The organism is uncultured Shewanella sp. (genome assembly GCF_947491715.1).
GTDB lineage: Bacteria > Pseudomonadota > Gammaproteobacteria > Enterobacterales > Shewanellaceae > Shewanella.
This window is the reverse complement of sequence record NZ_CANLKR010000009.1, coordinates 1-24,707: the sequence shown is the minus strand read 5'-3', so window position 1 is coordinate 24,707 and position 24,707 is coordinate 1. Positions and strand designations below refer to the sequence as shown.

The following is a 24,707-nucleotide window of genomic DNA, read 5'->3' as shown; positions in this document are numbered from 1 at the left end:
GGAGTACCTTCTTATCTATTTATTTAGGTAGTAGGGATCCACTTTTCACCAGCGCCTTGTTTAAACAAATCTGTCAGGCAATTGTGTAATATCGTATCGATATTTTTTTGTGGGCCTATATTGTTAGGTTTATCTAGTGGTGGTTTGGGTATATAAAATGGAGGGTTTTTTTGTTCATATGACTTTGCTAGCACCCACTTTTGGGTTGGATTGACGTACATTATCAGTTCGAACTCGGGGGCGGGTTGGGGTTGGTTAAAATTCAGCAGTGATAGTCCTAATGTTCCGTCGATTGCGGCTTCACTTTGAAAGTCCACTTCACGTGCAATGAGCGATGTGGGGTCTTCACAATAGACGGTTCGATGTGCTATCCATGGTTCAACGACATTGAGTAATTTTAACAAGTAATAATTATCATTATGTACGTAAGATATCTTCATGATGTACTCCTATTTACACGAATTATCCCTCTTGTTGTTACGGCTAATTCTCATGTTATTCAGGGTGGTGCGTGATAGTTCACGCTCGGTTGGATCGAGACTATCGAGCCAGTTTTTAATCAAGTTTCGATTTCGTGTTGCCGTCTTTTGCTTACAGCGTAAATAGCGGCTGTAATGTTCAGCTTTTTGATTGGCCCACATTTGCTCGCGGTTGCTCTTGCTCATACTTGTGCCTCTACATCACTCGCACCCAGTGCGGGCGCGAGTGAGTTGAACTATTCCCAGTGTTTCCCATGATCTTGATCGATCAGGTTTTGTAACCAATCACTGAGGAACTGGTTGAGTTCTTTCTCGAGTGCGGGTTTGTACATTTTGGGTTCAGGAAATACTTCACTGTGGAACGGTGGTAGATCTTGTTGGAATGAATGGGCTGCTACCCACTGATTTTCATTGTTGATATGTATTTGCATAAAAGGATCGCTACACATATCGCCATTTTGTACAAAATAGTGTGCAAGTGAGTATCCTTTGGTCTCTGGGGACAGAAATTGATCCAGATGGGTTCGTTCTTCAATAATTAAATCCATGTATCCTGAACTGATACTTTTGGCGTGAGTCCTTAGCGTAAAATCGAGTTGTATGATGTTAAGCGTTTGCAATCGTTGATAGTTATCAGTATGAATTTTTCTGATTTTCATAATGTTTACCTCTGTTGTTGAAGGGGGTGAGTTCGGCGATCAGAAAATTTGCCTTAAGCCGTAGGCAGTGAACTGGGGGATTGGAGGCGTAATAGAAACGGCATCAAGCAGACAGAGGCTGGTTGATGGGGTCTTAGTGAAAAAAGCTAAGGGGTGTCCCCCTTACGCTTTTTTGGATGATTGTTACGTTATTTCGTGGGATTGGGTTGGTAGTCTGAATAAATTTGATCAATGTAAGGTTTCCAGGACTCAAAAAAATTCATAGCTTGTTTGAGTGATGCTTTTTTCACATGGCCATTTTCGCCAATGAAAAATTTATCGTTACTTTTGAGTAGGGTTAGAATTGTGTCGTTAAGGGTTTGAATGGAAGGTTTAGTGTTATGTTCGTCAAATAGAGGGAGCCCGAAATCAAGCAAGTGCTCTTTTTGTTTGATAACAAAATTAGTACCTGATTTTCGCATAGCTAAAATAAATGCGCCGGTATGTCCTGCTAGCATTTTTTTATCTGTCACAGTGAAATCAGTTTGGTAGTGGGTTAGAAAGGGAAGTACTTTGTCTGATAGTTGGTGGTGATAGTTGATATTTTTCATAAAAATTCCTTAGTTATTCATCGGGGTTGGTGGTTTTCCTTTTGATCTGCTTGCATTTTCCACACTCAGTTTCACCGTAAAAACTCCATTCTTTCCTTCTGTAAGGTATTGATATGCCACATAGTGTTTTATTTCCATTCTCTATATGTTTGAGTGACATTTTACCGCGTTCGTTTGTCCATTGGATGGTGGCCATGGTTAACTCTTTTAAATATGGGCCCAATGCTTACCGTGGCCTTCTTCAAAGATATTTAGAAGGAATTGGTTTACGCACTCGGCTATCACTAGGTAATTTATGATTGATTCGTTAGGGTTGTCGAGATGGCTTACTAAAGAGAAGTTGGTGGGAGGGGAGTCTATCTCTGTTCCCAATACCCAGTTACTCTTTGGAATGATGAGCATCTTTGTGCTTACATTACATTCCCCCCAATCGTGAGGGTTATCTTTAGCTTTGGGGTTGTAGTGCTCTGAGAGTGAGTACTCTACTGTGGGGTTTTCGGTGGGGTTGACATAGAACCCGTATACGCTAGTGTCAGTCGTATTTTGACTAACAACAATGAACGGTATAGGGATATGTTTTTTGATTAGATTTAGTTCCTTCATTAATTGATAATTACGTTGAGCTACACTATCTAGTTGTTTAAACAAATATTTGTCGTTCTTACTATCGTTAGAGTGATGGCTGAGTTGTTCTAATGTGTGTTTGATGTCTTCCATGATTATTTTCCTTACTCGCTTATTTCCAATGATGGCCATGACCTTCGGCAATGAGCTCTTTTAGCCACTGATTTAAGACATGGTTTAATTCTTTCTCCATACCATTCGTGATGGGGTGATCAGAACGGGGGATTGAGAGATATATTGGGGGGTTGTCTTGTTGAAATGCTTTTGCCAGCACCCATTGTTTGTCACAGTTAACGAGCATTTTCATCTCTGGACTGCAGGTTGTATGAAAGGTGTTGTTTCTATGATAATTAACAAGAGATAGTCCTTTAGTACCTTCGATCATATAGCCATCTAAAAACTGTATTTCTTGTGCAACTAGTGACATGGAATCTTTCATGTTGGATGTGATAAGCAACGGGAGTACTTTGTTCGATATGATGTTGAGTGATTTTAAAAGGGCATAGTTATCCCTGTGGACTTTTGAGATCCTCATAGTGTTTTCCTTGGGTTGGATTAGTTGAATTCGGCGATCAGAAGATTTGCCTTAAGCCGTAGGCGGTGAACTGGGGGAGCGGTGGCGTAATAGAAACGGCATCAAGCAGACAGAGGCTGGTTGATGGGGTCTTAGGGAATTATTATGGGGTAAAAAAACAGGCGGTTAAAAAACAGACTATATAGGGAGGGGGTTAATGTCAATAAAAGCGTTGCGTTAATTGCTCACTCGCCATAGTGAGCAATATTAATAAATTAATGTATGAAGGCGATATTGTCAGCCTTGTGTTGTTGGATTAAATCATCTAACGAAGAGGTGATTGCGAGATACAGTACTGTGTCAGTATACTCGAATGCCATATATGCTGTCGCGTTAATCGTGTGTGCTAGATAAGAGAGCATTTCATCTATTTTGTAGCTGGACGTAAGAATTTCGGAGGTGGGGTTTCTTATTGCTTCTGATGGGATGTACAAATACTCGTTACTAAACTCTTTAATCTCACTGCATTTTTCAACAATCTTCGTATACATTGCTTTATGTTTTGGGGAGTATGACTTTAAATTCATAGCCTTAGAACGAGTAAATGGCCAGCAAATAACACTATCAGCGGAGAATTGGATCCCTAAGGGTATCGTATCTATTTTTATTTTTTTTGTATCGTAATAAACAACTAGTTGGAATGGTGAGCTTATATCAATTTTGTGGGGGGTTGTGTCTCTTATTCTTTTACCAAAGACTTCATTCTTCTTTCTATACTCCACAGCATATTGATTAAATGTCTGATCCATATTATTGCCTTATTTTTATTATAATTATTAATATATTGAAGGACTTCTATAACTTCATTGTACATTGTATTATTTTCAATCAACTTTTAAAAGGGAAATGAACCTCCGTTTTGTCAGTCTACGTTTAATCTTCATGGAATTAAGGTGTTATTTGTCTGGATGGGCTTTGTTCTTCCTCGGTCGTTATCTATCAGTATATGGGGTTAGTAAAAAAGCGAGAAAATGGGCTTATGAGATAATAGTTTTACAAATAACTTACTCATAGATGAGGTTAATAGATATTTGCTCTTTGAATATGATGATGTCAGGCATAATTGTCTACTTACATGACAATTGTAATAAAGACCCTTACCTCAATAAGTGTGTTGATGAGTTGATGACTACGTATGAGTTTGAGACCGTGGGTGTTTGCCAGCGAAATTTACTGTTACTCATTGAAAAATATCAATTAATGATAACCGCTGATATTGATTTACTAGAGTTTGAACTACCTATTCCTATTCTATCAGATAAGTACACTGACATTGTTAGAGAGCAGTGTGTGTTAACAAAAGATGGTGGGGTGTTGTTTTACTTTTATATGGCTAATGAGTCCTCTTTTCTGTTCGATTTAGAGACTGATAATTTAAAGGGATTTTTACCTTATGTCAGTTTAGATTTTATAAGCGAATGTGATGACAAGGTATTTAATCCTTATTTATTGATAAGGGAGACTAATTGTGGTGCAGGGGATGCGTTTGAGGTGACTTATGACTTTCTGGCGGAGCATCGTTACTTCATGAGGGGATATTATGCCGTCGATGTATTATTTGCAGATAGTGATTTTGACATTATTAATTTTGATGGCCGGGTGAGGTCGATGGGGGCTTGTGTCGGGATGGATAATGCTTTTCTGCTCGATGGTAACGAAGTCATTATGGATTATAGGTAATGGAGTGTGTGTTATGGATATCATTTTCAAAAAGGAATATTTAATCGATTGATCTAATTTCATTGTTTTTGAGTGGAGTGACTGAACGTGGGGTGAGTGATGAAAGCGAGCATTAATATTGAAAGGCTGGGCACACTTGAGTTAGCTCAGTCTTTTATGCGTGAACTAACGCGTGCCTCTTTAAATCATACATGCATATTTGATGGGGTTGAATATGTGGTGGTTTGGGCGACGGTGGGTGAAAAAGATCAATTGGTGCTCGCGCTTATTTAGGTCAAAAGGAGATGAATATGAGTAAGTTAAATGATGGTTTGTTAAAAGAAAAGTTATCATATGACGCTTTGCTTACAAGCTATAAAAAGGAGCCCAGCGCACTGATTGAGCATGAGCTATCTACAACGTTATTTGAGGACTATGAGGATGGTGTATGTAATGATTTATTTTTATTATCATCGAGATCGAGGTTTTCTTCTGCGCTTGATCTTTTAGCGAAAGAGGGATTTAAAGCGGAGGCGGATAGTTTATTACACATTGCGCGAAGTATATTTGAACTAAATTACTTAAAAGATCACTGCTAATCACAAAAAAGCGAGAAACCTAAAGTTTGTTATTGTTTTCATATTACTGATTTCATGAGGTAACAATGATGAGTGATAATACCACTGTAAATTTAGTCTTACTAAAGGAAGACTACGCGGCTCATAAGTCTATATTCCATCGATACGGGAGGTCTCCACTGTGCGAGTGGACAGAAAAAGAGGGGGTGCTTGTATGTGTACTTACTTTTGAAGATGTTGATTGTGCTCAGCTCAATATTGAGGATGATTTGCAGGCGCTTTGTATCCCCTTTACAAAGACATGGGGGCCGGGGCTTGAGTATGGTGAGGGTACCGAGGATTTCCGAATTCGATCCGATGGTTCTACAATATTATTTAGCGGTGATGATATTGATACTTTTTCTTATGCTGAAGTGAAGCGCTCATTTGAGAAGGATGAAATTGCAGATCTACTGGAAGATCGGGTTCTTGATATCTTACTGTTGAGGTGGGAAAATCAAAAACCGATCATTGATAGTATGATTCGATAATCTGCATTCATTGCTTTTACCAGTGCTTAATCAATCTATGTGCCCATGTTCGAACTAGAAAGAGGAAAAATACACTCGGTATAAATAAGAGCAATATAGGGGGAATGGCGATTGGGATAATTAGAAAAAAAATCCAACTAATCATAAAGGAAGGCCAGATCATCACTTTTGTTAGTGCATATTTACGCCCAGAATCGAGGCCTTTGTCGGCTTTGCGTATGTCTCTGAGAACGAGCCCATCAGTAATGGATACCGCAGTAAGCAATAATAAAATTGGGAGATAAAAAATGACGACAAAAAGCTTGATTAGTGCAGTCAGGATCACAAAACAACTTGATATAATATAGGTTTTTGACTTATCCATCCAAGATTGAATAAGAGGGAAAGAGCCCGCCCCTATTTTTGACGCTATTTTATCCAATGAAATGTTCTGGTCAATCCAGTTTATGTATACATGGCTCTCTTGATTGATTAATTTCTCATCAAACCAATGAAGCACGGCATTGAATTGATTCAGTGCGTGGTGCTCATCGACTAGTCCAGTAAACAAGAACATACATTCAATAAAAACAGCGGCGATAATACCTATTATTGATGCTGCTACTATTTTACTCAGTATAACTAATGGGTTGAGTTTATTTTCCACTTTTTCAGGGTTGGGTTGTCGGTTGTCGCGGTTACTCAATGTCCATTACTCCGCTTTGAACCACCATGATTCTGATGTCTTGTATTGTTGTCTCATTTGTTCCGCAAGGTCTTTCAATGCGTGGGGTACCGCGTCAATATCGGTATCTGTTTCGATGATATATGGCACTCGGATTTTGAAAAGTTTACCCCCATCGACGAGTGCAAAGGCGTGTCCTTTTGGTAAATTCATTATCATTTGGGGGGTGATGGGTGGCGTGTCAATGAGTTTTGATTGATCGCCGCCAGAGGTTCTGAAATCGTGAACGCTGTCAGAACGAACTGGTTGGGCGCTACTTACGTTGGTCGTAAATCGATTGATTTGAGTAAGGGCCAGTTGTGATGTGAGTAACTCTGCGGTTTCTGGACGTTTCACTCTGAATGTGATGATATTATTAAAATTACCGAACACCACAGCTGCTTTTTCTTTACTGCCCAAACCGACAGCCACGTCCGCATCGGTTTGAGTGTAACAACACATTCGTAGTCCAGCCCCCCCTGCTTTACTAAGAAGAGGTTGGAATTGATCACCTATAAGATCGGAAAGCTCGTCGGCATGGCCATATATATTCGGCATTTTTAATGGTGCCGCGTCTGATAATCCAGATTCGATCCCATGTTTATACCAATACCCAATTGATGACACGAAATCGGCGAAACACGCTTTGCCAAATGCTTTTGCTACCTCATTATTAGAGAGTGCGTCGAGGCCGATGTAGAAAACGGCATTTTTACGGATAACTTTATCCCAAGACACTATCGGGCGGTGATCGGATAAGTCGTTGTAACTCGGTGCGAGAATTTCCATCAAACGACCTGAGGTGAGCTTTTCCAGTAAAGGCAATGCACTTGCGGTCAGTTTATCGAAATGGCTTCGTGAGTAGCGAATGGCTGACATTAATCCACCCAGTACTTGATCATTAATACGCTTTCTTTCCACAAAGATATACAGTGCGGCGGAGTGAGGGGAGCGGCCCTCTAATTTTCGTTCAATATTTTTATAGGTGGTTTCAATGCGGTATACCTCCTCTTGCCATCCAAAATATTCACTTTTCTGACTTAAAAAATGCTCGCAATAACGAACGAATAACGGATCCATGTTATTAATGGCTTCAGTGATGTGTTCGAAGGTGGGCCTTTCTTGCATGTTCACCATGGCTTGGGCTGCGATATTGACAAATCGCCAAGTAAACTCTTTAAATGCAGCTGAATTACCTTCCCCTGCGACACCTGATGCAACACGGGTTGCAATTTCTGACACTCGTTGAAATATACCCACACTATTGTACCGGGCGGATATATCCGGGTGGCCAAGATGGAGCATGTAGAAAGTGCGGTTGTGTTTTTTAGCGTTACTGGCGGCGCAAAGCATGAGTTCCGCGTCGCCTTTTGGATCCCATATTATGACAGGGCCGTCGTTACGGGCCACATCTTGGTTTATCAAGTACCGGGCAAAAACGGTTTTTCCTCCTCTGGTTGAGCCAGTGACTAAAGTGTGACCGTTGGTCTCTGCTAATGTCATCCCTATGTCGCTTTCGTGCGTACCGACTCCGTGGATGAAGCAGTGTCCTTGGATCGAGGGTAGTGGTCTAAATGGGTTCATCCAATGATCGAATCCAGTGATTTTAGTTATTTTTTTAACCGCATTAACAGGGCTTTTTTGGAGTGTTCGTTCCATTTTTCTGACAAGTAGGGTCATAACTGGTTCCTCACAGTAACCTCGCCCTTCTGGTGTCATCAATGTGTCTATTCGCTGTGCGTGGAGGGGTTTCCATTCAAACCCTTTACCGAGTAATCGATGAGAATAACTGAAGGGGACGTTGTCGTTTGCGACAGCGTAGTGCGCTAGGAAACGTAATCGCCTTCTCATTTTAATAATCTGAATAGCTTGTATACCGCGAGATAGTCCCAAGATGGTTAAAAAGGCGACGAAGAACAATCCAGTGTGTAATGGCAAGAAGGGATAATAATAGATATGGAATGCTGCGCTAAGGTAGGCGAGGAAGGAAACCCACTCCACTGCTGGTCTGTAAATATTGCTGGTTTCATCAATCAAAAACATAATATATGATCCTTCTACAAAAAAATCACTGACGTTTTTTTACAAATAAAATTATACAGTTTGTTATTTTTAAGTTATCATTGTTGCATAATAAAAAGCAGTATTACTTTTATCTCAACATTAGGTTAGCAGTGTCAGTTCTATTGTGGTTTCAGAGCGATTGCTTACTGGTTTATTGAGATATTCCTTCAGCGGTGATGAGGATTGGGTAAGTATCTATATGGAACTCTGATAAGACAAAATCTGCCGATACAGGTAGAAGTTTTAATCGAGAGTATGCATTTCTAATCTCTAGGTACTTGTCCAAGTTTTCTACTTGAGTAACAAACCCAATCGCACCTATCTTCATAAGATTATCTTGATTTCTATCCAGCCATTCTCTACAAAAAACGGTATCAGCAACGATGAATATGGGTTTCACTCGTGGTTTATTGTGTTTTATGGCTTGGTCTAACACTCGTTGTTCCATTGTTGTGGTGATAGGGAACAGACCTTCAAACATGTTTCTATACATAGCCATATTTTTATCCTTATTAGGCAATGGGATGAGTGTTTCTACCTGTTCGGCTGTCGGGCTGTTTTTCTGGATTGATTTATAGGGATTTGGAATAGGCAGGTGTCTTCCGCTGTCATATATTTCAACTAACTGAGCATGGCCTGGGTGATTAAAAAAATAGAAAACCAAGATGCTATAGGGGGTGAGTTTAATAAGATTAACCACTTATTCACTCCTTCACTAAAAAGCAATCATTTGCAGCGCTAAGGCAAACAAAGTCATAAGGGATCTTTTGGGGATGAGTATTCAAGTAAAAATAACGTGATTGATTATTGAGACTATCAAATTGATATAAAATGGAGAGAACCACGGCAATGATCCGTTTGATTGCTTGAGCCTGCTTCGGATTGTCCTTACTGTTAAATTCACTCATTGAGTACTCCAAAGTGGCAATAGGCCAGTACTTTTGGTGCATTGGGTTCGTTTGGGTTTAAATACATCCAAACAGCTTCATTTAGTTGATGGACTGCTGGCGTAACAAGGCTACCGATGGCCAATAACATACGATTGGGGGTCTCTTTTTGCAGCAAGTAATCAGCACATATTTCAACAGGCACCTTATGATATTGGGACTGATAACTCATCATCGAATGGTTATGAGGAAAGTAATATTTATACTCTTTAACGTCATTATTACCGGGGGGATTATCGGATGTTGAGGAGGATTTATCTAATAAATCAAGCAGCTCGTTTAATGGGGTTTCTGTTTGTGGCGTCAGTAGTTGGCCATGGGTTTGGATTTTTTCAAGTTGTTCTGCATAAGGTTCCATTTCGATATTGAGAAGGGGTTGGAGTGATAATGGTCGATGCTTGAGTGTGCTGACCAGTCTCATTAATTGGTGGGTGATATTAAAGGGCAATGGTGTGATCGGGGGGGATCCATTCTCCTCTGATAACGGGCTATCGACAAGGGTGTCAGTGAAGACGAGTAAATGTTTTATTTCTACTGGTTGCAGCATATTGAGTTTACCTTTTTACAACATATTTGTCGTACGGATTGACTATAGTGATGGGCTCTTTTAGGAGAGGATGGTGAGTGGTATTGGCCTACAGCCTTCCACACATCCCCAGTATGGGTTTTCATTAATTCCTTTAAATATGTCGCACCGGCTTTGATATTTTTCCGGGGGTGAGTTGCTTGCCAGAGTGAGTTGTAGCGCCAGCTATGCCATCTCCAAGAGGTCTGCACAGAGCCAAAATCGAAGTGGGTTATCTTATGGTTCGTTAATTTATCCAGAAAGTAATACATGTCAGTTCTTGAGTGAAAGTAGAAACTTTTCCCATCGTAATTAACTGCCCATGGCCATGGGATGGTTCGTTTTTTATTAGTGTAAACCTGTGATTCTTGTAGGGCAATTGCGTATAAAATATGGGGTTCTACCCCAACTTCACGTGCAACCTCGAGATATAAGGATGGAATATCTGGTTGAGCATGGGCGTATAGACTCACCAGTAAGGGAAGCATTAGGATGGGACAGGTATTAAAAGGCATACTTAATCACTTTTTGCTGTTCGCCCATATTACTTATGGCAATAGGTAATTGTTTATTTGGTAGCGTTAACTGGTTGAATTCACCCTTGTCCCGGTGGAGTGTTATCGAGCCATCCCTTATCCTATCTTTTGATATATTAAGAATTTGGATATAATTTTCGATATTCGTTTCTGAAGCGGCATTTAACACGTATATATCCAGTTGTGTGGAGAGACCTGATGCTTGTATGACATTTTCGGTATATGACTGGCATCGCCTATTGCAGTTATTAATGTCAGTAAAAAGCACTGTCCTATTTTTCTGATATTGACTCTTAATGGGCTTGGGGGTAATTTCTGCGTAGGATTTGCTATTGATTATTTGGCGATAGCTCTTTTTGAGAAAGGAGTTGGGGTACTGCTCTATTAGTAGTTGATTCTTCACATACTCAAAGCTGATTTCTTTTTTCTGTCTGGCGGTCTGCAGGGATATCCATTTCTTAGCGAAGTGTTTTTGCTGATTTACATTTTTAGCCTCTATCCCAAGCAAGGTAACGGGATCGATATTAGGGGACCAGTGTTTGCGTGGGGTATGCTCGACTAAATATTTATACCTTTTCATTTCATCGTCGGTTAATTGATATTCTCTTGCCAGTGTCTTATCTTCCACAGTTAGTTTTATAACATCTTCAGTAATGATGTTAATTATTTCCCCCTGATCTTGAGTGATCTTATCACGGTCATGATTGGCCTTAACTGTCAGCGCTTTAGTGTCATCTGCCACCGACACCGATGTGAGTCCAAGGTAGCTAATCACAATAAGTATCGCGGTTGTTATCTTATTCTGACTCTGCATGTTTTCCCTCGCTTTAAAAAGATGATGATGTAATTTCGCTCAACAGTTCCTCCAGATAGGTTGGCATTGACACTAATTTTCTCTCTCAGTGCCTCTAATGAGCACCAGGTTATGTTATTAGTGGGTGGCGATACCACGGAGCTGCACCCAGTAAAAAGACACGTAATAATCGAGATTAGGATGACTGTGGTTAGTTTGGGCATTTATTTGGTCACAAGCATCATTAATTTGACTGTTTGATCTTTCTTTGTCAGCTTCACATAGCCTTCTTCTCTATCGATGACGCTCAATCTCCAATCGTTAACGTGTTCGCCTATCACTCGTTTCTTGAACCTGAATTTGCTATCTAAAAAGACAGCAATTCTTAAATCACCATATAAATCAATCGAGGCTAATTGATTGTCTTCTAGTGAGTGGATTATTTTTTCTCTAGAAGCGTGGGGTGGGGCCACAAGGGGGAGTGGTACCGCTCTCTTGTCACTAAGACTCGTCGATATATGATTAAGACTGGAACGCAGGCTCGGAATTTGAGTTTGTATCTTACTTAATGTCTCTTGTTGGGTTGTGACATATTTATTCAAGAGGGTTAATTGGACTTCATGTCTCGCAGTCTCACTTTTTAAGGCGGCTTCTTGTGTTCTACTTTTAGTCATAAATTCTTTTATTTCAATCAGTTTATTCGATTGGCTATCTAAAAGGGTTTTGAGATCGTTCACACCGCTAATTGCGGTATTAATTTTGTTATGTATGGCCACACTTGAGGTACTAAGTTCTACAGCTTGACGGTTTTGTTCCTCTACGACTGTACTTACCCGGTTATAAGTAAAATAAAACTGCCAGATCATAAAAATGCTAAATATACCGATCACGATTATTCCAACATAAACAAGCAATAATCGCTTATCTTTCGCCGATTGCTTAGTGATGTTTAAAGATTCCCCGGTGGCTGGGGAGGGTATCGGGGTGTGCTCGTCAGTCTGATTTACTTGGGATAATGTGGTCTCTATTTCAGGATTGGCGTTAATCGCTTCGCTAAATATTGTTGATTCTGAATCAGATTCTGTGCTCATATGTCCCTTCTAATCTTGGGTATTATTAGAGAGTTGGGAGATTGAAATTGGGTCTAGCTCTTCATTCCTTGTCTCATATCTGAATGCTGGGATAAATGTGACCTGCCTTTTGATGGGATCTTTTAATAAGATAAATGCATCACTAGCTCAAATTTTGAGAACGCTTTCCAGCGTTTGTTGATGAAACGTTCTGTGTATTTTTGGTAAGGGTAAGTCGTACATGGTACGTGTATTTTCGTGGGTGTTGGCTGGGGTGAGTAATTCGTAACCAGAACCACTCAGGGCGTAATTTATGGCTTGGCTTACGCGGTATATCGGATTGGGGAGAGTGATTGATACCACCGTTTTTAATGGCATTGCTTGGCTGACGTTGTGATCAACGAACGTGTTGGTGTATCTGGCTAGTTTTTTTAATTCTCGAGGTTCGACGACTAGGCTTGTGTCGTTGTTAATTTCATTAGCCTTACTTAATGAAGATAAGCAGCAAACAATGCAGCACAGTCCTGTTAAGTAATTGGGATTGGGTTTCACAGCTGCGCTCTCTTTACTATCGCCAATTGATTAGGAACAGTTTATCTGAGGTATTCTATTTCAAAGGAATTTATAGGGGGGGGTGTTGACCCAAAAAATGGCCCACTTACTATTGTGGGCCTATTTATAGAGAATTAAATAGGATAGGAGAAGTGGGTAATCAACGCTCTTACAACCCTTAAGCGACAAGTAGGCTCGCGATGGCGAACAAATATCGGTTGTCTATTGACTGGATGACCGAACAGTTTTTATACAGCCTCTCGGCAAAGGTAAGCTTATACCACTGATGATGTGAATGTCTAATTTAAACAGCAATAGATAATAGTGATCCAGTTATAACTGAAAAAATTTCTATTATCCAAAAGCGCAAAAGGGATTATGTCTTAAATGCATAAAAAAGTATTCACTCAAAAGCGTAAAAAGGCTTTAGTCCCAAAAGCGTAAAAAAGAAAAACCAGTGTCCCTTTATTATCTTTAAAGGTTAATTAAAGGAAAGTGTTGCCGTGACGCGTCACCGTAACACCTTTTAAGTGTTGCCGTGACACGGCTCAGATGTCACCGCGACAATATTTGGCTGTCACCGCGACATTTAGGGTTGTTTTTGGGGGACGGGAGGCAATATTTCGGATGGAATAGCTGGGGGGATTTTAATTGTATCGACAGTAGGCTCCGGGGCTGTTGTGGCTCTATTTATTCTTTTTAGCATATCATCAGTGAGATTGATCCATTCGAACTGGTTCTTGAGTTCATCAGCTAGGCTGGTTTTTTTTACTACATCCCAGCGAGTGATCGTTTTTGTATAATCAAACCGTTGTACCAATGCAATTATTGAACGATATGAATTAGCGGCCTTTTCGGCTTTAGCTGAACACTCTTTACTGCTCATCTCTCCAATATGTTTCAACGTAATTAGGGTTCTAACATATTGATCGATAATGGTAATTAAATGAACCAGCTTATACGCTAATGGGCACTTAAAATTCAACTCAATACTGATGGGGTTAATTGATATACTTTTAGAAAAACTGAATGAGTCGTTGAGTTTATTGACCACTTGAAAATGGAGCTGTTCGTTTTGTTGGTTATTATGCTCTTGGGCTGATGTAATTCTGTTTTCTATCATTAAATATAGCGCATCTGCATAAGGATCATCATTGATAATTTTATTCTCTATTTCTAATAATTTTAATGATGCATAAGGTACGCCATAGAATCCTCTTTTATGCTCGGATGGCCTTTTTCCTCGCCATAACGCAAGGGCTTGGTAGGTGTGTAATATACAAGTTGATGAGGTTTTTAGTTGTCCAAGTGTCTTACTCACCTCTTTTTGAGTAGGACCTGGATGGGTCAACTTGTCGTCGAATGTGAATTTACTCATATGTCCTAATCCTCATCGGTTTAGCTCTACTGCGTGGTGTATCTCATCGATAACCCTTTTCTCTTGTTTGGAGAGTAAATTGGAATGATAATTTTTAAGGATAAATTGTTTTAGGACCTCAACAGAGATACTTGATTTTCGGCATATAAATATTATTTTTTCTCGAGTATCAATGGTCATGAAATTATCGAAGATCATATTGATTGTTGTTATGATCAATTCAGCCTCAGCATCACTGTATGTGATGTTAGGTCTTCCTTTCCTATTATCAGCTCGATGGAGTTGTTTATACTGAGCCTTAGTATATGTCCTGCGCATTAGTGCTTGGAGTGTGTGTTTTGATGATTTAAGAGCGACTAATTTTCGTTCAATATTATTTTCTATTTCTAAATAAGAGATTTTATCTTTAACGATTTCGGTTGCCCTTGATGACACACTGACTATAGGTTGGCATAGTTCGGAGTCGCTATCAACAAAAGCGATGGCTTTCGCCAGGGTTTGGTAATCGTATTCGTGGATTACCATTTTTAACTCCTGGGGCATCGGGGCTAATGTTGCTTCGAATGATGCAATGCGCTTGAGCATTAAGGCCTGTTTGACTGCTTGGGGAAAGTATATGTCCTGGTTGAGAATGGATCCTTTAGTTAGTGCCATATATTCGATAAGTTCAGCACATAAGATGGGGTTGAACTCAAAAAGGGCGACGTCGGTAATGGCTAGCTGGTGCAGGATCTTTTTATAACTAGTGTGGTAGCAATTATCTATCCCATCTTGGGTTTCGCTGTCATGTATGAGCTCCCAAAAAACATCAATAGCTGCGCATATCTCAAAGCTTTTTTTGTTAAATAGTTTGGGGGTCGCAGGCATGACATACTCCTTATCTTATTATTTTAAAAAAACTTCTGGCTAAGTGCTTTTTCTAATTTAATCTTAGTCTTAATGATTTCTTGGGTTTTTAGCTGGATGAGCGGGGGGATCTTTGGATCGAACATCAATGTTCTTAGGGCGTCCACTATTATCGGTGAGTATGTACTGCCTGCTTTCTGTTGTAGGATCTCGTAAATGAGTATGTGTATTTCTTTATGGTGGGAGGTAGCGAGCCTGATCCCATAAAATATCGCAATCCTGTTTTGTTCTTCATTTCCAAGCGAGAGTGGGAGGGCGAGTTGTAATAAGGCCGTGAATACAAGTAGTGTGCTACTCGATTGGGTATCTGGAAAGACAGGGAGTGGAAATTTTATGTGGGAAAGGGTAATAAAGTCTTGTTGAATATAAGATCCTAACTCGTATAAAAGTTGCTCATATCGCTCGGAAAGTATAGGGCTTGGTTTAGTCTGTTTTTGAGTATCTAATATACTGATAGTGTTATTGATTACATTTTCGAGGGATTGTGTTCGTATTTCATAGATGAGTGCTAAGATATGTTCTCTTGTGAGTTGGCCAGCTTTATCGTTCTGCTCGTAAATAGGGATAATAGGAAGCATAGATTTGTAGAAATGGATTGCTGATCGACTAAATCGGTAATTCAATTCAGGGTGATTGTTTTCTAGGTGATCATTACATATCATTGCTAAATTAAGATTGTTGAGCTTAGTTTCTAGGTTGTCAATGACCGACTTCACTAATAGTGCCTTCTCGAAATGATTCATTCCTTATCTCATCCGTTATTAACTAGTTAATTTATAAAGTAAAAATAGCCTAAGTTAAAAAAGTTATACTTAAACATATAACAACGACCTGATTAAAAAGCAAATTATGGCGATGCTTACCTATTCTTCTGTACCAGCTTTTACTGTTTTTTTGTTTTTTTTAGGCGGGGTTACTTCGGGTTGCTCTTTAGGGGGTTCAGGTACTGTTGGTTCGGGTTCGTTGTTGGTTTGATCATCATCTGATTGTATCTGGTTTTGTTCTCTTATCCGCCGTAAAAATAATTTAGCCTCAAATGCCCCTTCGCCCTCGGTGCGCTTACCAATACTGGTCATAGAGAACATTTTAATTCTTATATTACTAAGCATTGCCTTAACTTCATTGATAATACCAACAAAAACCTCTCTTTCTATCTGATTCGTTAGATAGCATGCCTCGACCTTAAACAGGACTTCATCGATGAGTTGTATTATCTCAGCAAGCTTTTTTATTGGCTGAGCAGTGTAGAAAAAATCGTATCGCTGCTTGGGGGGGATAACTTGGGAAATAATAGAAGGGTCGGTGGGGATAACTTCATATATACAGTCGCTTATAGTCAGGGCTTGGTCGTTGACATCGAGCATTAATTCATTATACCAATGCTCTATCTGTTCATATAATGGATCGGTGGCAGTCATATTTAAAAGTAAAGAAAGTCTCGCGTTAGCTGCAATTAGTTGCTCACCAGGCTTCGCAATTAAGTATTGATAGAGCTGTACAGATTTGAGTGTCAATGGCACGTTAATTCCAGCGCTTGATGTTCTATTTTGGTAAGTTGATGAGTTCATGTGGGCTCCTTTTTATGTAAGAGGAGTATTACACTGAGGATTAAATCGCTTGTGATTAATGGGGTTTGTTTTAATCCATTTAAAAAAAACAGAGTGTGGAGGTGTGATACTTTGAGATATATATGAAAGTAACAGCTTTTATTATGTCTTAATATCAGTGTATTACGTAGGTACTTATGTTCCGTGAAGCACAGCCATCTAGTCAGATCCTACTAAAACATCAGCCTCAAATTGAGCGTCTGTATCATCTCTGCTCTTTGGATGAGTCTAGATTTATTCAGCTCTATTTAGCCCCTATTTCTATATTTAGTGTCCTTGTGCAGGAAATACCAGCTAGTGAGTATCATCATCATTCGGGGGTGGGGGGGCTGGTGTTACACACTCTTGATGTCATGGAAAATGCGATGAAACTGAGGGAGGGAGTGGTTTGTTTACAGTATGGTGAAGAGCGATCCAATGAACTCGCTGAGGTCTTCACTTACTGTGTGGCCATGGGGGCGTTGCTTCATGATATTGGTAAGTTATCGTGTGATTTCGATTGGGTATATATTGACGGCGATCAGAATATTGTCAGCTTTGATCCTTTGACCTCTCCATTTCTAACGCGTGGGACAATGTTCGCGGCTAGGTTCTCAACAGAAAAACATCACAATTTGCACATGTCATATAACATTGCTTACTACAATAGAGTGCTCCCAACCTGTGGAAAAGAATGGCTAAATAGTTATCAAAAAATGCGACATCTATTATTTCAAGCAGTGGCTGGTCGTATGGAACTTGCCGGGGAAGTGGGTAAAGTGTTACTGCAGGCCGATAGGGAAAGTGCTCGGTTAGACACAGCTAAGCCTGAACATGAGCATATAGTCTCAGTTCCTCATTCGCGAAACCGACTTGGGTCCACTTTTATCACTAAATTTAGAGAGCTTATTGATAATGATAAGCTAACTTACAATAAACCAGGTGCCATGCTATGGGTTGATGATGCGTGGATCTATGCTGTATCAGGGACACTGATCACCTGTATAAGAGAGCATTTAAAATTTGATGGAGTGGATATTCCAACGCAATTGCCTACATTGTTTTCTCTATTAATGGCTGAGGATGTTATTTATCCGAATGCTCAGGGGGAGGCGATACATCAACTGACTATATTAGATCTAAGTAGGGGGAAGAATTGGGAGCATACTCTCACCATGCTTAAATTTTCTCGAACACAGTTAGACCCACGTCAAAAACTACCAGTGTTTAATGGGGAGTTAACGTTGCCCAGTGATGATACTGAAAAGCGTGGGGTGAAAAATGGGGGGAATACAGAGGGAAGAGGCTGGGTAGCTCAAGATATCGACAGGACGAGTACTCCTGGAAAGAGTGTTAATCCTACGATACCGGAAAGAAGATCGAAGGACGGGCTGGATCCACACATTAAAGCCAGCGAGGGTATAGTGAGCAGTGAGTCACTCAAACAAAAAATATTATCTAAGAATAAACCCAGCAGAAAAATGGGGGGTAATGATCTAATACAAAAAACCATTGACCGGGTTAATCTTTCTAAGAAAAGGGACTCTAAATGTACCTATAATTCTTTTTTTGTTTGGCTATCAGAGGGGTTACTGGAAAAAAAATGGGTGTTTAATAGGCCTAATTCGGTATTTCATATAGACGGTGATGGTCATCTTTTATGTTTATCACCGAAGGTATTTAGTGACTATATGGGTGGAGACATCAAAGGAATACAAAATCAAGTAATGAAAGCGAGGGTACTGCATAGAAATAGTGTAGGGCACAGCTTAGTTAAAGTGAGTTTTACCGGCGAACGACAAACCTCTTTTGCCACTGCAATTGTTTTTACAGCTAAAGAAACCGGGCGTATATTTAAAGGGAATGTGCCATTAAGAAACTCTGCGGTTGCGATTGCAGAAATAATACAGGCGCCTAAAGGTTAGGCCCTGTGAGAAAATAATCCCAAAAACTAACTTCCTCATTATAATTATACTGTGATTTCAGAAGCATCCATTGGTCACGATAATACGCTTGGGGATTTGATGGTATATTCTCTGGTCGTTGTTTTAGTTCGCATGCTTTTACCCAGTCTCGGGAGTTGTCTAATTCAGGTAGTTTATCTTGTACAATAAGAGCGGCAGTCGCTAAATCAGTAACAAAATTCTGTTCTTTCTTTTTAAAAAACAGCGAGTAATTGGAAAAGCCTTTAATCCGTGATGGATGAAGTGGCCCTTTAATCTTACCCGTTAAGACAGCTTCCCTCCATTCTTCAGGGCTATTAATACCCAGTTTTTCGACATAGCTCATCGCTTCTTTAATGGTGAGCATTCCATTTTCTTTACCTTCGAAGCCAGCGGCGTGGTTAAACGTAATATATCCTTTGTTTCGATATTGGACTTGAGGTTGTTTTGGAAGATTGTTTGCGTCGACGTGTCCACTCCGTACAAATTCATTGTAGTGAACCAGTGAGCTTATTCTATGTTTTCGTATAACAGCGCAAAAAGTATCGTAATTGTGCATTTTAGCTCCTGTGTGGATTGGTCATTAAGACAGCACATCAAACAAGAGGCACTGTCGTGTCGATATTAGCTAGACAATATTGGCGTGGCAGCGGTGACCCCAGTATCCACAGTTTTCAATAATGACGCTGCCGTCATCCTCGCCATCGGCCATGACTGTCGGGGTGAAACAAAATGTGGTAGCGAGCATAAGGCTAAATAAGGCTTTCTTTAGCATGTGAATGTCCTTCTCGTTGGTATTAATGAAAAAAAGTAGAACTTCTATCTACACTAGGTTCTGGTATCACTCTTGCTATTTTTACCAGTAATAACAAGGATAAAAGCGATTAAATATTGTTACTTTTCTTTTCACATTTAAGTTACATGTGATTTTTGTCATAACTAATCAGTTATATATTGTGTTGTTTTACGATTTTTGTGACTTTTTTATGTCTAGATAGCCACATCGTTCCTTTTCTTTGGTCTATGGCCATAGTGTTGCTCCCTTCTGAAAAAGGGAAGATTTTTTGGGTGTGCTCTAAAGTGGAAATTTTCACTTGATGTACAATGAAATCGACCACATTTGGGCTGTAGGTCCAATATACATAATCATCATAAATAAAAATGGCAGGTATGTCATAGTTAGACTCAGCTTTTATCTGGGTGAGAAAAGGGATCCCATCTTTAAGTATGACGATATCGTTGGTGGTATTGAGTAATACGTACCCCCTTTCAAATGGTTTTATATTAGTGTATCCCTCTAATATAATAGACCTTTCTTCTGAATCAACATTGAATTTATTAACGACCCAGTTTTTTTGTAAGTGTTCTGTATACAGTACATCTTTACCATCAGTTGAGAGAGTTGCTCCCCCAATTTTTTGGGTAGGTTCTGTCAGGTATATTTTTGTACCAGTTTCTATATTTAGATGGATCAAGCGATTATTTGCCAGGTATAAGACTATTTTGTCATTATAATATTCAAACACTTGCTGTATTTGTTCATCGCTTGCAGAGATGGGGATGGTTTTTCCATTGTCTTGTTTGATAATGATACGGCTATGTTCTCTGGCTTGTGTATATTCGATGAAAAGAGGGGACTGTTTAGCGTTACTTGTCCCAGTTATTTTTTGGTTAGTCGGCTGTATTATGGTGTTTCTGGCACTGAAATCACTAAAGGGGAGCTTATTTTCAACAAGGATTTCGTGACTGGTGAAGTTGGATATGAATGTACGTGTGTTCTTGTCTATATCAACAGAAGGGTAAACTCGTTCACTACTATGTTTCTGTATGACTTTCTGCCCTGATTTAATATTCAGTTTATAGGTGACATTGTTGTCAACTAGTAGTAGCTCATCATTGCTGATCCAGTCCATATCATAATTAGGATAATCCGTTATTTGTCTAAAAACAACCGCTTTGGATTGAAGGTCGATAATATTGACTTGATGTGTTGTTGTGCCTACATTTAATTTAAGAATGGCGGCTTGAGTCCCTTTTTTATTCACCTTTATTTTGACATCTCTGATGTTTGTATCCAGATTGGCAGTGATCGTTGTCAGTTTTATAGTGTTTGTATTCAGTTGATAGGCGATGACTGGGCTTTCTGGGTATTCTCTTCCAGTGAAATATATTTTACCGTCATCAATATTGGAGTCTGACAGGCTAATAATTTCATGGAAATTAGTAACAAGAGGGATTGAAGTATATGGCTCATCTAAATTGAGTTGATGTAACTGAGAGCTCCCTTTCTCGTATGTATAGTAAAAAAGCTTGTTCCCCGATGAGTTAAAGTCCATTCCACTCGGTTTATTGCCAATACTTGCCATATGGATAAATGTAGGGCTGTTGTTCTTAATAAGATAGAGGTTGTAATAGGTTTTATTGCCTGTCGCGATACTTGCAGCGATAAGATCATGTTCTTCATTATAAGCGTAATCGAAAATATCACCGGTTTCTAGTGTGAGAATATCATCAGTTTGTTGTTGGTAAATGGAGTATTCTGGGAAAAATTTACTATTGTAAAAATGAAAATAAATTACTCCGCACATGACGAAGAAAGAGATACTGGCTGCTAATATACAGTGATTTTTCCTATTGTTTTTAGTGGGGGGGATTCCCTCCAACACTACTTCACATATTATTTTATATCCGCGCTTGTGTGCTACTTCAATGTAACTGGTATCCTGACCGGGTATACTGAGGTGCTTACGCAACATGCTAATTGTCTTTCTGATAGCCGAATCAGAAACAAAGCGTCCTTCCCATACATGATCATGTAGCTCTTGTATGCTCGAGTACTTATCGCGGTTGTTAACTAAATACATGAGTAACTTAAACACTTTTGGTTCTAGTAGCACGTGGCATCCTGCTCTATCTAACCTCATCACTTCCGTATTAAGTGTAAATTCACCTATAACCATAAACTATTCGTCCCTCTTTTATGCTCAAGTTACACTAAAATTAATGTGTTGCAATATATTAAAAAAACTGAGACAAATGGCTAGTAACTAAAAAAACACAAAAGTTACCATATGTAACAACTCAGTGACACAGTAATTTATGCAATATTGGAGGGAGTTTACGTGAGGGAAGTCTCGTATTTTAGTAAGCATTCTCCTAAATATCAATATCGCTACCTACTTCCTGCTGGTTTTTACTAATTATAAATAAACAGTCATACATCTCATCTGAGATAAATGCGGTAAATAAATTGGTCTCATTAGGGTCAGTTGATGACCTGAGTGTGTAATCCGTACTGTTATGGAACGTTTAAAATATGTAGCTGTTCTCAATATATTTAATAACGATAAAAGTAAGTCATAAAAGCGATAGTTTATATGAGCAACGGAAAGTATCCTATATAATGGTTACACATTTTATTGATACGAATGTAGGTAGTGATTTAAAAAAGAACCCTCACTATGAAAGTGAGGGTTGATATTACCATGATGTTCTTTTTACCCATTCAAAACCTTTAGCTCCTTCTCGTAATAAAACATCATTCCAATCTACTGATTTTTCTCCTCTTAAAACTTCAATATGCGGTATGAACCGCCGTACTAGTATCCCACTTGCAGCTAGCCGATTAGCCAGTGCTTCAGAAGCGTAAGTGCCTGCGTAATTAACATCTCGATCTTCGATGATATTAACCTTCTTGACACCTATGGGAGGATTCCATCCCCTAACTAGTGCTGTATTACTAAGGGCCCAGGTTGGCCATCCAGTCATTTGTAACCATGACTGACAAGTTTCAGTTCCTTCTCCGACAGTGAGTTCATCGGTGAACGTCTTAGTTAGCTGTATTGCAGAACCGCTAACACTGACTCCAGCAATAGGAGGAAACATTTTTTTATTCCCTTCCTCTTTTAATGGACTACCATCTTCATTAATAAAGGTTCTAAGAATATTAACTACTTTATTGTTTGTATCCCTCATCAAATGCAAAATGACTGGGAGTTTACCTAAATACTCATATGATTCATCGCCTTCTTCATTTTTGAATATCCGAGTGAATCCTGCACTCGGATGACAACGTACATCTTCGGATTTTGGTAATGCTATTCCTCTATTTTGGTAATAAGTCACAACAGAGGGTAGCTTGTGTAAATCGAGGCTGTTTTCCCAAAAATAACTCAGCTTGTTGCACTTTGCTTGTTCCTTTTTGATCTCTTCCTCATTCATACCTTTACTGTCAAAAGTAACATTGACTTCTCTCGATAGTATTTCAACACTGCTTTTAGTCGTCGTCTTTTTAGGCTTTTGTTCTAAACCTAAGAAATCATGGACCTCTTTTAACGCTGTGTGGTATTCCCTTTTGCTAAACATAACTAATGCTTGGATGCCACCTTTAGCTACACCACAAGTATTGCAAACCATTCCACCGGACTCATTAGTTCCACTCATAGGTCCAAATGCTAATCCACTTTTTCCAGTATGAATTGGGCAGTAGGCTTTAGGGATGGGATCATATCCTTTTTTTCGCATTGCCAGATTAGGCCATTCTGGTTCTAATCCAGCAAATATCTCAGACCAGCGGCCTTTTGCTGCGAGGTATATTTCATCCTGATCATAATACATAGATTGCTCCTTATATAAGCTGTTATTCGTACAATGTGGGTTTGTGGCTTCATTGAACGAATCGAGCCGAAGCTCGATTATTCGTTATGACTAGGGTTTTGTCATAACCTTAGGGTTGGTAGGGGTTGGATCTTTTGGATATTGGTAATTAAATTTTGTTTGATACTGATAATTGGGTTGAGATTCATGTATTTGATTTGCATGTGCATACTGTTGATATGCTGTTGGTTGGGGTTGAGGTGACTGATAACGTTGTTGTCCCATTATCATTTCTTTCGTCAAGTGCTGTAACTCAGTCATCTGCCTGACGGTATTAATTGCCATCTCGAATTGGTTAGTAGGTTGAGAGTTAGCGTGAACGTTTCTGGTAAAATCAGTGACTTTTTTATTCAAATCAATTACTTTTACTATTAGAAGACCAACTGATACAAACGCTGCGATAGTAAATAAGAACCATAGGATCGGTGCTTCACTAGTTTCTAAAAAGTTAAACATAATGCTCTCCTTCCCAAAAAAGGGAATGTGGTTGTTAGTAGACGGGATATGCTACTGTTAGTTGATTAATGGTTAAAGAACCAAGGTTTGTTGGTGAGTTCGGCGATCAGAAGATTTGCCTTAAGCCGTAGGCGGATGAACTGGGGGGCGGTGGCGTAATAGAAACAACATCAAGCAGACAGAGGCTGGTTGATGTGGTCTAAACGAGACATGAAGCTTTGGGGTAGTGACTTAGTGTTCAATTGAACATATTAGGAATCGTGCATGTACATTTTTTAGCCTACCTTATCGTCAAAATCTTGTCAAACGTACTTGATAAAAAATAATCCACACAGTTGCGTTCGAGGAAAAAGAACAAGATAGTCTCTGAAATGATCAAGTAAGCAAAGGATCATGGTTTGAATTGAGTATACCCAGTACAACCTATCCTTCCTCCTTTATCTAATGGTTTATATCTTACGATTAAAGTCATATTTATTTTTAAAATTATTTATTCCATAATTTCATAAGATTAACATGTTCTAAGGGACTTGCTGCAAACATATTTGGTATAGATTTAAATAAGTAATCAAGCTAGGTCCAAAATAAAAGGATATAACGATGTCAAAAACAAAGGTATTTGAAACTAGCTGTACTGTTTCCACACAAGCATTAGAGCAAGACATTTGGTCAGTATGTACTGGTCTAATCCCATCGGACACTTAATTTTGAGACAGTAGTGTTAATAAATTAAGAGGTCTATATGAGTTTGAAGAAATCGCATAAAAGTTATCCGCAAGCATATTAAAAACTCGGCCGCAAGCGACCGAGTTTAGAAGAGCCCAAGCTGATCTGAATTTCTCTCTTTTCGATCTAACTC

At 39.2% G+C, this 24,707-nt stretch carries 30 protein-coding genes; 5 read left to right on the top strand and 25 right to left on the bottom strand.

The features are described from left to right. Positions 1–23 precede the first annotated feature (23 nt). The 8 genes from Q0779_RS08775 to Q0779_RS08740 all read right to left on the bottom strand — a co-directional run bounded on the left by Q0779_RS08775 (position 24) and on the right by Q0779_RS08740 (position 3,675). Positions 24–440: a hypothetical protein gene (locus Q0779_RS08775; protein ID WP_298771718.1), complete on the bottom strand. Its 417-nt coding sequence runs from the start codon at positions 438–440 to the stop codon at positions 24–26. A 9-nt stretch (positions 441–449) separates the two neighbouring features. Further along, entirely contained in the window at positions 450–665 is a 216-nt protein-coding gene (locus Q0779_RS08770) for a hypothetical protein (protein WP_298771716.1), read from the bottom strand. Between the two features lie 50 nt (positions 666–715). Continuing rightward, positions 716–1,138, bottom strand: a complete 423-nt coding sequence (locus Q0779_RS08765) for a hypothetical protein (RefSeq protein ID WP_298771714.1) — start codon at positions 1,136–1,138, stop codon at positions 716–718. A 188-nt stretch (positions 1,139–1,326) separates the two neighbouring features. Beyond that, complete coding sequence (locus Q0779_RS08760; protein ID WP_298771712.1) at positions 1,327–1,728, bottom strand: hypothetical protein; 402 nt, start codon at positions 1,726–1,728, stop codon at positions 1,327–1,329. A gap of 13 nt (positions 1,729–1,741) precedes the next feature. Next, positions 1,742–1,924 (bottom strand): hypothetical protein, encoded by a 183-nt coding sequence (locus tag Q0779_RS08755; RefSeq protein ID WP_298771711.1) that lies wholly within the window; start codon positions 1,922–1,924, stop codon positions 1,742–1,744. Between the two features lie 11 nt (positions 1,925–1,935). Beyond that, complete coding sequence (locus Q0779_RS08750) at positions 1,936–2,445, bottom strand: hypothetical protein (protein ID WP_298771709.1); 510 nt, start codon at positions 2,443–2,445, stop codon at positions 1,936–1,938. Between the two features lie 19 nt (positions 2,446–2,464). Continuing rightward, on the bottom strand, positions 2,465–2,779 hold the full coding sequence (locus Q0779_RS08745) for a hypothetical protein (RefSeq protein ID WP_248942240.1): 315 nt from the start codon (positions 2,777–2,779) through the stop codon (positions 2,465–2,467). 362 nt (positions 2,780–3,141) lie between these two features. Beyond that, a complete protein-coding gene (locus Q0779_RS08740; RefSeq protein WP_298771702.1) occupies positions 3,142–3,675 on the bottom strand; it encodes a hypothetical protein in 534 nt (177 codons plus the stop codon). A 376-nt stretch (positions 3,676–4,051) separates the two neighbouring features. On the opposite strand from Q0779_RS08740, the gene Q0779_RS08735 reads away from it, so the two are divergent. From Q0779_RS08735 to Q0779_RS08720, 4 genes are all read left to right on the top strand, one after another. Continuing rightward, the gene (locus Q0779_RS08735; protein ID WP_298771700.1) at positions 4,052–4,606 is read left to right on the top strand and encodes a hypothetical protein; all 555 of its coding nucleotides are present in this window, start codon (positions 4,052–4,054) and stop codon (positions 4,604–4,606) included. Positions 4,607–4,705: 99 nt separating this feature from the next. After that, positions 4,706–4,879, top strand: a complete 174-nt coding sequence (locus Q0779_RS08730) for a hypothetical protein (RefSeq protein WP_298771698.1) — start codon at positions 4,706–4,708, stop codon at positions 4,877–4,879. Between the two features lie 17 nt (positions 4,880–4,896). After that, positions 4,897–5,184 (top strand): hypothetical protein, encoded by a 288-nt coding sequence (locus tag Q0779_RS08725; RefSeq protein ID WP_298771696.1) that lies wholly within the window; start codon positions 4,897–4,899, stop codon positions 5,182–5,184. A gap of 68 nt (positions 5,185–5,252) precedes the next feature. Further along, positions 5,253–5,693 carry a hypothetical protein gene (locus tag Q0779_RS08720; RefSeq protein WP_298771694.1) on the top strand — a complete coding sequence of 147 codons (441 nt, stop codon included), beginning with the start codon at positions 5,253–5,255 and terminating at the stop codon, positions 5,691–5,693. Between the two features lie 16 nt (positions 5,694–5,709). On the opposite strand, the gene Q0779_RS08715 is transcribed toward Q0779_RS08720, so the two are convergent. From Q0779_RS08715 to Q0779_RS08665, 12 genes are all read right to left on the bottom strand, one after another. Then, positions 5,710–6,378 (bottom strand): DUF4400 domain-containing protein, encoded by a 669-nt coding sequence (locus Q0779_RS08715; RefSeq protein WP_298771692.1) that lies wholly within the window; start codon positions 6,376–6,378, stop codon positions 5,710–5,712. A 6-nt stretch (positions 6,379–6,384) separates the two neighbouring features. Beyond that, the gene (traD, locus tag Q0779_RS08710) at positions 6,385–8,439 is read right to left on the bottom strand and encodes a type IV conjugative transfer system coupling protein TraD (protein WP_298771690.1); all 2,055 of its coding nucleotides are present in this window, start codon (positions 8,437–8,439) and stop codon (positions 6,385–6,387) included. Positions 8,440–8,611: 172 nt separating this feature from the next. Then, a complete protein-coding gene (locus Q0779_RS08705) occupies positions 8,612–9,160 on the bottom strand; it encodes a PFL_4695 family integrating conjugative element protein (protein WP_298771688.1) in 549 nt (182 codons plus the stop codon). A gap of 4 nt (positions 9,161–9,164) precedes the next feature. Next, complete coding sequence (locus Q0779_RS08700) at positions 9,165–9,368, bottom strand: hypothetical protein (RefSeq protein ID WP_298771687.1); 204 nt, start codon at positions 9,366–9,368, stop codon at positions 9,165–9,167. Beyond that, on the bottom strand, positions 9,361–9,954 hold the full coding sequence (locus Q0779_RS08695) for a hypothetical protein (protein WP_298771685.1): 594 nt from the start codon (positions 9,952–9,954) through the stop codon (positions 9,361–9,363). Before Q0779_RS08695 ends, Q0779_RS08700 begins: the two co-directional genes overlap by 8 nt. After that, positions 9,939–10,244 carry a transglycosylase SLT domain-containing protein gene (locus Q0779_RS23995; protein WP_367180799.1) on the bottom strand — a complete coding sequence of 102 codons (306 nt, stop codon included), beginning with the start codon at positions 10,242–10,244 and terminating at the stop codon, positions 9,939–9,941. Before Q0779_RS23995 ends, Q0779_RS08695 begins: the two co-directional genes overlap by 16 nt. Positions 10,245–10,476: 232 nt before the next feature. Further along, positions 10,477–11,322, bottom strand: coding sequence for a hypothetical protein (locus Q0779_RS08690; protein WP_298771683.1), 846 nt, complete (start codon positions 11,320–11,322; stop codon positions 10,477–10,479). A gap of 203 nt (positions 11,323–11,525) precedes the next feature. Beyond that, positions 11,526–12,392, bottom strand: a complete 867-nt coding sequence (locus tag Q0779_RS08685; protein ID WP_298771681.1) for a hypothetical protein — start codon at positions 12,390–12,392, stop codon at positions 11,526–11,528. Between the two features lie 1,120 nt (positions 12,393–13,512). Beyond that, the gene (locus Q0779_RS08680) at positions 13,513–14,301 is read right to left on the bottom strand and encodes a PFL_4669 family integrating conjugative element protein (RefSeq protein WP_298771679.1); all 789 of its coding nucleotides are present in this window, start codon (positions 14,299–14,301) and stop codon (positions 13,513–13,515) included. Positions 14,302–14,313: 12 nt separating this feature from the next. Then, complete coding sequence (locus Q0779_RS08675) at positions 14,314–15,168, bottom strand: hypothetical protein (RefSeq protein WP_298771677.1); 855 nt, start codon at positions 15,166–15,168, stop codon at positions 14,314–14,316. Between the two features lie 23 nt (positions 15,169–15,191). Then, positions 15,192–15,950, bottom strand: a complete 759-nt coding sequence (locus Q0779_RS08670; RefSeq protein WP_298771675.1) for a hypothetical protein — start codon at positions 15,948–15,950, stop codon at positions 15,192–15,194. Between the two features lie 120 nt (positions 15,951–16,070). Beyond that, a complete protein-coding gene (locus tag Q0779_RS08665) occupies positions 16,071–16,775 on the bottom strand; it encodes a hypothetical protein (RefSeq protein ID WP_298771674.1) in 705 nt (234 codons plus the stop codon). 176 nt (positions 16,776–16,951) lie between these two features. Here Q0779_RS08665 and Q0779_RS08660 point away from each other — a divergent pair, with 176 nt between their 5' ends. Next, the gene (locus Q0779_RS08660) at positions 16,952–18,718 is read left to right on the top strand and encodes a TraI domain-containing protein (RefSeq protein WP_298771671.1); all 1,767 of its coding nucleotides are present in this window, start codon (positions 16,952–16,954) and stop codon (positions 18,716–18,718) included. Here Q0779_RS08660 and Q0779_RS08655 read toward each other — a convergent pair. From Q0779_RS08655 to Q0779_RS08635, 5 genes are all read right to left on the bottom strand, one after another. Next, entirely contained in the window at positions 18,708–19,295 is a 588-nt protein-coding gene (locus Q0779_RS08655; protein WP_298771669.1) for a hypothetical protein, read from the bottom strand. The two genes, Q0779_RS08660 and Q0779_RS08655, sit on opposite strands and share 11 nt — an antisense overlap. Before the next feature lie 69 nt (positions 19,296–19,364). Beyond that, complete coding sequence (locus tag Q0779_RS08650; protein WP_298771666.1) at positions 19,365–19,511, bottom strand: hypothetical protein; 147 nt, start codon at positions 19,509–19,511, stop codon at positions 19,365–19,367. A 172-nt stretch (positions 19,512–19,683) separates the two neighbouring features. Then, on the bottom strand, positions 19,684–21,696 hold the full coding sequence (locus tag Q0779_RS08645) for a winged helix-turn-helix domain-containing protein (RefSeq protein WP_298771664.1): 2,013 nt from the start codon (positions 21,694–21,696) through the stop codon (positions 19,684–19,686). Between the two features lie 520 nt (positions 21,697–22,216). Then, positions 22,217–23,353 carry a toprim domain-containing protein gene (locus tag Q0779_RS08640; protein ID WP_298771662.1) on the bottom strand — a complete coding sequence of 379 codons (1,137 nt, stop codon included), beginning with the start codon at positions 23,351–23,353 and terminating at the stop codon, positions 22,217–22,219. 90 nt (positions 23,354–23,443) lie between these two features. Then, positions 23,444–23,848 carry a hypothetical protein gene (locus Q0779_RS08635; protein ID WP_298771660.1) on the bottom strand — a complete coding sequence of 135 codons (405 nt, stop codon included), beginning with the start codon at positions 23,846–23,848 and terminating at the stop codon, positions 23,444–23,446. Positions 23,849–24,707 lie beyond the last annotated feature (859 nt).

Bases quoted from the DNA above. Each gene is read 5' to 3' on its own strand.
- Q0779_RS08775 (WP_298771718.1), bottom strand. From the start codon at position 440: ATGAAGATATCTTACGTACATAATGATAATTATTACTTGTTAAAATTA.
- Q0779_RS08770 (WP_298771716.1), bottom strand. From the start codon at position 665: ATGAGCAAGAGCAACCGCGAGCAAATGTGGGCCAATCAAAAAGCTGAA.
- Q0779_RS08765 (WP_298771714.1), bottom strand. From the start codon at position 1,138: ATGAAAATCAGAAAAATTCATACTGATAACTATCAACGATTGCAAACG.
- Q0779_RS08760 (WP_298771712.1), bottom strand. From the start codon at position 1,728: ATGAAAAATATCAACTATCACCACCAACTATCAGACAAAGTACTTCCC.
- Q0779_RS08755 (WP_298771711.1), bottom strand. From the start codon at position 1,924: ATGGCCACCATCCAATGGACAAACGAACGCGGTAAAATGTCACTCAAA.
- Q0779_RS08750 (WP_298771709.1), bottom strand. From the start codon at position 2,445: ATGGAAGACATCAAACACACATTAGAACAACTCAGCCATCACTCTAAC.
- Q0779_RS08745 (WP_248942240.1), bottom strand. From the start codon at position 2,779: ATGTCACTAGTTGCACAAGAAATACAGTTTTTAGATGGCTATATGATC.
- Q0779_RS08740 (WP_298771702.1), bottom strand. From the start codon at position 3,675: ATGGATCAGACATTTAATCAATATGCTGTGGAGTATAGAAAGAAGAAT.
- Q0779_RS08735 (WP_298771700.1), top strand. From the start codon at position 4,052: ATGACTACGTATGAGTTTGAGACCGTGGGTGTTTGCCAGCGAAATTTA.
- Q0779_RS08730 (WP_298771698.1), top strand. From the start codon at position 4,706: ATGAAAGCGAGCATTAATATTGAAAGGCTGGGCACACTTGAGTTAGCT.
- Q0779_RS08725 (WP_298771696.1), top strand. From the start codon at position 4,897: ATGAGTAAGTTAAATGATGGTTTGTTAAAAGAAAAGTTATCATATGAC.
- Q0779_RS08720 (WP_298771694.1), top strand. From the start codon at position 5,253: ATGAGTGATAATACCACTGTAAATTTAGTCTTACTAAAGGAAGACTAC.
- traD (WP_298771690.1), bottom strand. From the start codon at position 8,439: ATGTTTTTGATTGATGAAACCAGCAATATTTACAGACCAGCAGTGGAG.
- Q0779_RS08700 (WP_298771687.1), bottom strand. From the start codon at position 9,368: ATGAGTGAATTTAACAGTAAGGACAATCCGAAGCAGGCTCAAGCAATC.
- Q0779_RS08695 (WP_298771685.1), bottom strand. From the start codon at position 9,954: ATGCTGCAACCAGTAGAAATAAAACATTTACTCGTCTTCACTGACACC.
- Q0779_RS23995 (WP_367180799.1), bottom strand. From the start codon at position 10,244: ATGTATTACTTTCTGGATAAATTAACGAACCATAAGATAACCCACTTC.
- Q0779_RS08690 (WP_298771683.1), bottom strand. From the start codon at position 11,322: ATGCAGAGTCAGAATAAGATAACAACCGCGATACTTATTGTGATTAGC.
- Q0779_RS08685 (WP_298771681.1), bottom strand. From the start codon at position 12,392: ATGAGCACAGAATCTGATTCAGAATCAACAATATTTAGCGAAGCGATT.
- Q0779_RS08680 (WP_298771679.1), bottom strand. From the start codon at position 14,301: ATGAGTAAATTCACATTCGACGACAAGTTGACCCATCCAGGTCCTACT.
- Q0779_RS08675 (WP_298771677.1), bottom strand. From the start codon at position 15,168: ATGCCTGCGACCCCCAAACTATTTAACAAAAAAAGCTTTGAGATATGC.
- Q0779_RS08670 (WP_298771675.1), bottom strand. From the start codon at position 15,950: ATGAATCATTTCGAGAAGGCACTATTAGTGAAGTCGGTCATTGACAAC.
- Q0779_RS08665 (WP_298771674.1), bottom strand. From the start codon at position 16,775: ATGAACTCATCAACTTACCAAAATAGAACATCAAGCGCTGGAATTAAC.
- Q0779_RS08660 (WP_298771671.1), top strand. From the start codon at position 16,952: ATGTTCCGTGAAGCACAGCCATCTAGTCAGATCCTACTAAAACATCAG.
- Q0779_RS08655 (WP_298771669.1), bottom strand. From the start codon at position 19,295: ATGCACAATTACGATACTTTTTGCGCTGTTATACGAAAACATAGAATA.
- Q0779_RS08650 (WP_298771666.1), bottom strand. From the start codon at position 19,511: ATGCTAAAGAAAGCCTTATTTAGCCTTATGCTCGCTACCACATTTTGT.
- Q0779_RS08645 (WP_298771664.1), bottom strand. From the start codon at position 21,696: ATGGTTATAGGTGAATTTACACTTAATACGGAAGTGATGAGGTTAGAT.
- Q0779_RS08640 (WP_298771662.1), bottom strand. From the start codon at position 23,353: ATGTATTATGATCAGGATGAAATATACCTCGCAGCAAAAGGCCGCTGG.
- Q0779_RS08635 (WP_298771660.1), bottom strand. From the start codon at position 23,848: ATGTTTAACTTTTTAGAAACTAGTGAAGCACCGATCCTATGGTTCTTA.